Below are 8542 nucleotides of genomic sequence, written 5' to 3'. Positions count from 1 at the left end.
ACTGCAAAAGATCGAGATTTATCGTAAACTGAGGTTGAGCCATTTGGATTCTCCTTCTGTGAGTGAGTACTAGACACACCCATTCTACCAGAGGAAGCCGAATGGCTCATCTTATTTGATAGAGCCAGTACGCAGTCTCGAGCCTACGCACTTTTACACATAATAACGGACACTACTGTGAAAAAAGGACTTCACTCCGACTTCGAGAAGATGTAAGTGACGTAACCAAAATCCTTTGAGGAGGGGAAAGTTCACTGTTATCTTTTACAACAAACGCTATTTTCCTTTTTCTAAGTGTGTGGGCGTGGGAGAAAAACATAGATAGAAATCACGATAGGAACTGAGCGCAAAAGCGCTGATGAGTCGGTGGAAACATCGGCTGACATTGTTCTTGGCTTACTTGGTTTATCATCATTTTATTGATGTTGGTGCGCATTTGATTCACCGCTGAATTGTCAATCAGGAAGCACAACTCCGGCTTCAACTATTGAGCAGAGGTGCATACCCATGCAGGCAGCAAGCTCCCAGCTTATTGTACAATTGGGCGAGTACAATAACACTTTATAAAGGTTCTCTATTCTACACTTTATAAAGGTTCTCTATTCTACACTTTATAAAGGTTCTCTATTCTACCGATTGTTTTTTGACAATCTCCCTTACCTTATCAGCGATCACATCATGATTGACACGATTTCCGGATTTGATAGTTTCTTTGTGAACTTTTTGAGCAAATTTCAATTTTTCTTGTTGGCAAAACACCATACGGTATGCGCCTAAAACTTGCATTCTGTTGAACAGCTTGACTGCATCAATAGTGACCGGAACCAACTTGTTCTCCACGGCTTTAAGCTGATTTGCGAAATAAGAACGGTCTTGGAGTACCAAAATATACTTGCTATTTATCGGGAAAGTGACAAAAGAACCTTCGGACTGAAATCCACCAACCATTGAGATGTCGTGTTTTGCATTCCCGCTTTGAACAGGTGCATCAGAGGTGTACAACAGGAATTCCGTCTTATTTACACCTACCGTCCATATAAGGTCTTTGAATAATGTTACGATCCTAGCATACGTTTCGAACAAAACTAAATTATGAATAGATGGATGGTCAGATTTATCGAGGTAAAGATTATCATCAATTACATTATTATTTAATTATAACAAAATCTTAACTATCTCATTGTAAACCTCAAGAATGATGTCCCGCATGCTTCTGGTTCTTAGGACTTGAACCGCCAACCAAGAACTTAGATAATTCCGTTCTACTTCGGTTAAAATAGGATCACTACGAGAAAAGGAGACTCCTTTTTCATAGAGATCACACTTTGTTATAAAATCATTAATGAATTTTCCGAAATCAGCTTCTAATGTACCAAAAAATTTCTCCACAATTTGCTCATCTATACCTTTTATATCGTAGAAATATCTTTCGCTTGCGATGTTCTTAATTGAAGTAGGGTTATCCAATATTTCTCCAGAATCCTTATTAAAACAATATAAAGACTCTCGACCTGGAATTGCGAAATTCCTCAGATAGGTTTGTGGCACATAGTGTTGATTTTTAACCAAGTTCACTGGGATGTCCTCCTCTTTAGTTTTGGAACGAGACAATCGAGGTGAACGCGATGACTTAAGAAAGATAGGTTCTTGTCTTTACTCTACATGAAATATCGACAGATTTCCACAGAAATGCAATTACAGTTGTATTTGCTAACGGTACTTTGAGCCACTTTGATCAACTGAGTGAGAGCCACTTCGCATAGAAGTGGATGATGGGCGTACTTGACATGAAGCCTCCAGGGGGATGACTTGTCGCGAAAGCGCGATCTCCAAGGGATTCCGCGAGGCAAACGAGCCTATCATGGCCCACACTCCATGTAAAGTGCACCAGTTTGCTGGAAATATGGTGGCTCTCGTTGAAACGATCGAAGTGGCTCAACTGGAGTGTAGCGAAAACACCTGCGTTTGATTCAACTAAAGTCGGTCTTGACATGGGGCTAACCCCATGTTCTACACTGGCCTAGAGGTGAAGGAGATGAGAATTGGAGAATTCGTTCGAACACTGAATACAACTCATGAAACGGTGCGGCACTATGAGCAAGTAGGTCTCTTATGTCCCGCCAGAGATGGCAACCAGAAGCATTATTTCGATGACCATATACAGGTATTTGAAATAATTCAAGAGTTGAAGAATATAGGATTTTCTCTGGAGGATATCCTTCTCTTGTTTGAACTCAGAGCATCTGTCGGATGTGGTTCCGAGGTTCTAATACATGAAGTGAAAAGAAAATTTGCCAACCAGATTGCCAATTTGGACAATCAAATTCACGACCTGACAATCAGGCGGGACAACTTGCGTGAAATGTTAGACGAACTCTCTAAGGTAGTGCCCAAATGATCGGGGTCGTGATCTTGTCTTTGTACGGATTGGTTACGGTAATTGGCGGTTTTGCTGCCTTACGTAGCAGGGGAGCCGTCAACATTTCGCGTCTTCAAGCGGCTGTTTTTACACTAATCGGTATGGCCGTTATTGTTGTCGCTGTGCTCTCTTTTACCAAATCAGTCGGTTTGGTGTGGTTAGTGCTTGTATGTGTTGCTTCTCAATTGTCTCGTGTGTGGAACGGGTTGGCAATGGGGCGTGTACATGCTCTACACATTTTATTTTTTAGTGGTATTCTGACATTGGGAATAGTGTTAACGTAAACGTGAGTGAAGTTCATTACAACCAAAGAACAAGGAGCTCGTCTGAGAAAATGAAAGTGATGTAGAAATGGGAGCAACTGTACGGAGTGCGGTGGTAAATGTCTAATTAGCGAGGAATTCGTCCTACGTGGTTGTCCGTATTCGAGGACGATTTTGACTTGGTGTTAGGATGGAAGAGTAGATAAAACAAATTGAGAATGTAAGAATAAGGTGATTCGGGGTGAGCTACACGACACAGAAGTACGACAAGGAATTCAAACTTCATGCAGTTCAATAGGCTATGGAGAGTATGAAGCCAGCAAGCCAGGTCGCGCTTGAACTGGATGTATCTTTAAAGACGTTGTATGGCTGGATATTGAAGTTCAAGGAGGATCTAGCTACTCCGTTCGTTGGTAGCGGGAATCTTAAGCCGGCCGCAAAGGCTTTGCGGGATCTTGAGCGGGAGATTCGCGAACTACGAGAGGAGAACGCCATCTTAAAAAAAGCGGCGCGCATCTTCATGAACGACCGTAAGTAAGGTACCACTTCATCGATGGATACCGGTCCATATTTCCGGACGCGTGGGCACCCTCACATTGCGAGTGACACGGCTGAGAAATGGTCGTTTCTCCACCGAATTGTTTGCGCGTTATCAGCGCAGTGAGCAGGCGCTGTTGTTGGCCATGGTGGAGATGGTGATCCAAGGCGTATCGACCCGCAAAATCACTGCGATTACAGAAGAACTCTGCGGCGCGGAGTTCTCAAAATCCACCGTATCCGAACTGTGTAAAAACCTTGATCCCATTGTCGAAGCATGGAATGGACGAAATCTGAGGGAGCATCAATATCCCTTCCTTTTGGTGGATGCCATTGTATTAAAAATTCGGGAGGAGGGGTCTGTCCGTCCCCGAGCGGCCATGATCGCAACGGGCGTTAACGAAGAAGGCTATCGTGAAATCCTTGGCATCACGTTAGGAGACAGCGAATCAGAAGCTAGCTGGTCGGAATTTTTCAGCTGGCTCAAACAGCGTGATCTGAGAGGCGTGGATGTGGTCGTTTCTGACAGTCATAGCGGACTTATTAAGGCGTTACACGCGCAGTTTCAGAGAGCAACGTGGCAACGATGCCAGACGCATTTCATGCGAAATTTCATGGATGCGACACAGAAGCACCTGCAAGCGGAGTTATACGGGAAGGCGCGTGCCATTCTCGATGCGCCAGATATGGCCACGGCACGTTTACTCATGAATAAAGTGGTGAGCGATTATGGCGAGAAAGTGCCGAAGGCGATCCAGACTCTTGAAAATGGGTTTGATGACATCACGGCCGTTCTCGTCTTGCCAGAGCGCTACCGAAAGCGTCTGCGCACCACGAACGGTGTGGAACGCTTGAACGAAGAGATTCGTAGACGAGATCGTGTGATCCGCATCTACCCCAATCGCGATTCTGTGAAGCGACTCATAGGCGCATTGCTCATGGAGATGGATGAGAAGTGGAAAACGGGTCATCGCTATCTGGACATGCAGGAGTACTTTCTGTGGAAAGAGGAGCAGAAAAAGCAGGTAAAACAAGACACAAAAATCAGCATGATTAGTTAACATAAGGCGATTTCTACCAAAGATGATTTTACACCACATTTAGGACTTGATCCGAGAAAGCGCCGAAAGCCATCCAGATCCTCGAGAATGGATTTGATGATATCACGGCTGTCCTCTCGTTGCCCGAGCGCTACAGGAAGCGTTTAAGGACAACCAACGGGATGGAGCGAATGAATGAAGAGATTCGTCGGCGTGACCGAGTGATTCGCATTTACCCTAACCGCGCTTCTGTCCTTCGCCTCATTGGAGCACTGCTGATGGAGATGGACGAGAAATGGCAATCGGGGCACAAATACCTCGACATGGCGGACTATACCACCTGGAAGAAGGAGTAGCAACAGGCTTCGAAAACTGCCACTAAGATCCTCCCCATTGGTTGACATAACTCCATATCTGTCGAGGGAGAATTTACACCACATTTCTGACTTGATCCGGTTCGGCACGAATGAATGACATAATGCAGTATATTACTTCGTTCTATTAAAATATACTTTTAATTGCCATACATATCATAATATGCTTTGCAAAATGCTCAAATTATTATAAATTCTATTCATCAGATTTATTGGATGAATTTTTCTCTTTCTATCAATAAGCTTTGTTAAGCATTGTTACGATAAATGATTCATATTCAAGAGGGGAATGTTTGTGCTGATTCTTTCCTTGCAAGTTATTAAAAACCGAATCGTATGGAGCCCAAGTGTAGGTGATTCGTATGCTGCGGCTTGTTTAAAATCTCGATCTAACGAGACAATCAGGCGTTTCAAACCATCCACACATCGGATATTGAATCTAAGGAATATGTTGGATGAGGTTGAGGATACACAGTGGATGGTAAACATTGATTATCATTTTCAATACTTTAGTAAAATCGTACGGGAATACGTCGAGAAGGGCAAGGACATCTTTTGGACGAGCAAATATGGCGCATCTCCGGGCCATATCTTGGATATCATAGGCTTTTCATCTCATAAACGTTATTTGAATGAAATTTCCCCCTATTTATCGGGATTTCTGCAGCCAATCGAAGCCCCAAATGTGGGCTTATGGTACAACGAGGGAATTGCAAATTGCATTCCCAGGATCATAGAGGAATGTCTCTATCTTGAAAAGCATTTGCATGTTGAAACTGAAATTGAGGTTTTGGGCAATGTCTGGAGTGAAGACTCTTTAGAGGAATTAGTTCAGGCTCTATCTCGCTTTACCGTTCAGAAATTGAAACTGAAAGTATCAATGCCATGGAATTTGAGTTATGATTTGCGAAGGTACCTTGCCAAGGTCGGAATACGTCAGAATTTCGAAGATAACCGCACAAATGATGATAATTTAAGTTCGCAAATCGCTTCCTTTGTGGGAGCGATTTCGGGACTTGAAACAATGCCTGTCGGTCTTAAGAAGATAGTAGATTTCTCTTCGGAAGAGAGTCTGATTACTAAAATTTCACAAATTGCCGAGTACTTAGATGTTGATACATTAATCATATCCGCTGTTGAACAGGATAAAGTGGAGTTTCCTTCTATACGATGCATTGCGATGGGAGATTTGCATTGGAAAATTACAACTGATGTTGGCGTGGTAACTGTACGGATTTGCACTTTTGACGAAACGAATTCAGAAAACCTACGCCTATTTGATGGCATTAATATGTTGAACTTTGAGACGGCACACGAATGGAATAAATTTATAAAAAATCTAGAGTCTGCATCAAGTTGGAGATGGAACTCTCGTGTTCAACCTCAACTATTCGTAAACGCATGCAGATTTGGACTTGCGTCTGACTGTGGAGCAAGGAGAGGCAGTCGCTTGTTCATGACGAAGGATAACACATACGAGTCGTGCCTTGGCGCCGCCAATCTTATCGAAGATCAGATAGCTGCTTATTCAATTGAGGGGATCCAGTTCTCTCAGGAGTAGTTGAAGGGGTTATTGTGATTGAACGGTCTCCTTCAAATGTCCCTATTATCCTCAGCTATGCTAACAATCAGAATCCAGCTTATCTATCTTCATTAACGTCCTTGGTACAGTCATCTTATATTCAAACGGCTTTGCACCAAGTAGGCCTGACACTCGTTAAGGAGGCACGCATTTTGGCTCCGGTAACTATCAAACAAATCGCGCTACAGACGAGTTACCCTGACCGCCTTGTTCCAATCTATGTGATGGAGCTTCTCCTCTACATATTCGTGCTTTTTTATGGTGTGAATATTCAAATGGCAGTTGCTGCTGAGAAGAATTCGCGTGTGCAAGAAATATTGATTGCCAGCGTGAAACCCGATACGATTATGTATGGAAAATTAGCTGGGACTGGATTAGTTGGCTTGACCCAATACTCAATCCTGTTGGTGTCCGCGTTCACCGTGTATAAACTGACGGAATCAGGAGGGGAGACGATACTTTTTAGTCACTTACCGCTATATATTATTATTTTGTTTGGTGCCTATTTCTTTCTTGGATACTTGTTATATGCGACGCTTTACGCAGCCCTTGCATCGCTAGTCAGTCGGGTTGAAGATGTGGCTCCGCTCACTCAACCTGTGACGATGGTTTTCCTATTTTCATTTATAGTCTCGATCATGGCACTACAGGCGCCTAACACTACGTGGATCAAGGTCCTATCCTATATCCCCTTCTTTACACCGACTGTGATGTTTGCGCGCATAGGTATGTCGAATGTTCAGTCATGGCAAATAGGTCTATCCTTGATTCTTCTTGTTGCGTCCACCACACTGAGTGCTATTTTATCGGCAAAAGTCTATCGGGTGGGCGTGCTGCTTTACGGTAAGCGCCCGAGTTTTAAAGAGATAGTAATTTTTTTGCGCCAACGACAGAGATTGGTGTTTCAGAAAAAATATTGCTGCATATTTGTAGATTTGATCATCGATGTCGGTGCGATATTTGATTAGATACGTGACCGTCAAATAGCTCACACTTAGTGCGAATTCCGTCTTATGCGGGATGATACCCCCTAGAACACCATCTTGGAGGGATCGTCGTGACGAAGGCCGGTTGGAACAAAATCGTTGCGGAATTTCGGACCAGCGGATTTACGGGTGCAGATTGGTGCGCCGCCCAACAGGTCAAGGAACACCAACTGTGGAATTGGGTCAGCCAGTATACGTCGGGCGTCGACCACGACGGCCGTGATGATGCAAAGCCACGCTTCATCCCGATGCGCTTGGATGAATCCGCAATGGCCATGGCGGATAATCCGCTGACCGTACACGTGGGCCCGGCTGTCATCTAGGTCACGCCTAGTTACGACTCCGATCTGTTGCGCAATGTGGTGTGCACCCTGGCCGCGCAATGTTGAATATCGGTGCCAGGCCGGATCTGCCTGTCTATTTGGCTTGCGGTAGCACCGATATGCGCACATCGATCGATTCACCTCGACCCATTTTCTCCTGCCGTGTTTGTGGTTTGTAACTGGGCGCGGGATAAGACGCCACGGGGTGCCAGCGCCATCGCACACAGTCTGGTGGAGACAGCTAAGGAGAACGGCTTAGACCTTTACTTGTACCTAGAGTACCTGTTTGAACGGATACCCAACATCCAGACGGACGAGCGGGCAGCGATGTACGACGTGCTGATGTGGTCTGAGCGTCTGCCAGAGAGAATTCACGGACGAACGAAAAAGCATAGGATGCGAAACGACCCCGCCGGTTCCCCATTGGGGTTGTTTGTCACGCATGAGTTTGGTGAACTGTGGAGGGAAGGCAAGGTGGGAGCAATTTGACGCTCACGTTTTTACTTGAGTGAGCCAATACTCTTTCGGTAAGATTTTAGCTGAGAGATTGCGGTGTCTTGAGCTGGATAACGAAATGGTGTATAGTTAATTAAGAAAATACATTTAATTTTGGAGGAACATTGTGTGAAGTTACTACAGGTACCCATTCCTATATCAATGGCAATGGTTGTAGTCCTTCTTGCTTTGAGTCGCTTGGCAAAAGGTATGAGTGTGACGCTTATTGGAGCTGGAATCGGAATTATCGTATTAATTCTTGCAGCAGTAGTTGTAGTTGTATTGGCAAAAAGATCAAGTCCGTAATTGTGTGTAATTTCGTTTTCCCTTTGTCGACGGGGTGCCTTGCCTTTTCATCGCCTTCCGGCGACTTGAAGCTCTTCCGTTCATCTTGCGATTCGTGCGGCTCCACCCTTGCATGGATGCGGTTTGGTTTGTCCGGCCAGACGGGACCCAAGCGCAAGGTGGAAGCTCTTCATGATGCCTCCGCCTCGACCTTCTGCCTCCATTTCTCCTGCTGCTC

10 protein-coding genes and 2 pseudogenes are annotated in these 8542 nt (G+C 44.6%); 10 read left to right on the top strand and 2 right to left on the bottom strand.

From position 1 onward, the window contains the following. Window positions 1–624 precede the first annotated feature (624 nt). Window positions 625–1098, bottom strand: a complete 474-nt coding sequence (locus tag BM613_RS15935; RefSeq protein ID WP_342767171.1) for a DUF4238 domain-containing protein — start codon at window positions 1096–1098, stop codon at window positions 625–627. Window positions 1099–1155: 57 nt separating this feature from the next. Next, complete coding sequence (locus BM613_RS15930; protein WP_181363181.1) at window positions 1156–1575, bottom strand: DUF4238 domain-containing protein; 420 nt, start codon at window positions 1573–1575, stop codon at window positions 1156–1158. A gap of 460 nt (window positions 1576–2035) precedes the next feature. On the opposite strand from BM613_RS15930, the gene BM613_RS13610 reads away from it, so the two are divergent. The 10 genes and pseudogenes from BM613_RS13610 (at window position 2036) to BM613_RS15215 (ending at window position 8325) form a co-directional block, all read left to right on the top strand. Further along, a complete protein-coding gene (locus BM613_RS13610; protein ID WP_181363180.1) occupies window positions 2036–2398 on the top strand; it encodes a MerR family transcriptional regulator in 363 nt (120 codons plus the stop codon). After that, window positions 2395–2703, top strand: coding sequence for a hypothetical protein (locus BM613_RS13605; RefSeq protein ID WP_109431711.1), 309 nt, complete (start codon window positions 2395–2397; stop codon window positions 2701–2703). Before BM613_RS13610 ends, BM613_RS13605 begins: the two co-directional genes overlap by 4 nt. 289 nt (window positions 2704–2992) lie before the next feature. After that, a complete protein-coding gene (locus BM613_RS13600) occupies window positions 2993–3220 on the top strand; it encodes a transposase (protein WP_109431710.1) in 228 nt (75 codons plus the stop codon). Window positions 3221–3242: 22 nt separating this feature from the next. After that, window positions 3243–4280 (top strand): annotated as a pseudogene (locus BM613_RS13595) (IS256 family transposase); the annotation flags it as partial. A gap of 53 nt (window positions 4281–4333) precedes the next feature. Then, window positions 4334–4615 (top strand): annotated as a pseudogene (locus tag BM613_RS13590) (transposase); the annotation flags it as partial. Window positions 4616–4922: 307 nt separating this feature from the next. Then, complete coding sequence (locus tag BM613_RS13585; RefSeq protein ID WP_219930703.1) at window positions 4923–6194, top strand: hypothetical protein; 1272 nt, start codon at window positions 4923–4925, stop codon at window positions 6192–6194. A 14-nt stretch (window positions 6195–6208) separates the two neighbouring features. Then, window positions 6209–7183, top strand: a complete 975-nt coding sequence (locus tag BM613_RS13580) for an ABC transporter permease (RefSeq protein WP_181363178.1) — start codon at window positions 6209–6211, stop codon at window positions 7181–7183. 89 nt (window positions 7184–7272) lie between these two features. After that, complete coding sequence (gene tnpA, locus BM613_RS13575; RefSeq protein ID WP_245926397.1) at window positions 7273–7524, top strand: IS66 family insertion sequence element accessory protein TnpA; 252 nt, start codon at window positions 7273–7275, stop codon at window positions 7522–7524. 72 nt (window positions 7525–7596) lie between these two features. Next, on the top strand, window positions 7597–8013 hold the full coding sequence (locus BM613_RS15600) for a transposase domain-containing protein (RefSeq protein ID WP_425450701.1): 417 nt from the start codon (window positions 7597–7599) through the stop codon (window positions 8011–8013). Window positions 8014–8148: 135 nt separating this feature from the next. Beyond that, a complete protein-coding gene (locus tag BM613_RS15215; protein WP_181363177.1) occupies window positions 8149–8325 on the top strand; it encodes a hypothetical protein in 177 nt (58 codons plus the stop codon). Window positions 8326–8542 lie beyond the last annotated feature (217 nt).

It is taken from the genome of Sulfoacidibacillus thermotolerans (assembly GCF_003144315.1).
GTDB lineage: Bacteria > Bacillota > Bacilli > Alicyclobacillales > SLC66 > Sulfoacidibacillus > Sulfoacidibacillus thermotolerans.
Note: the sequence above shows the minus strand (reverse complement) of the source record. Positions and strands in the feature narration are given on the sequence as shown.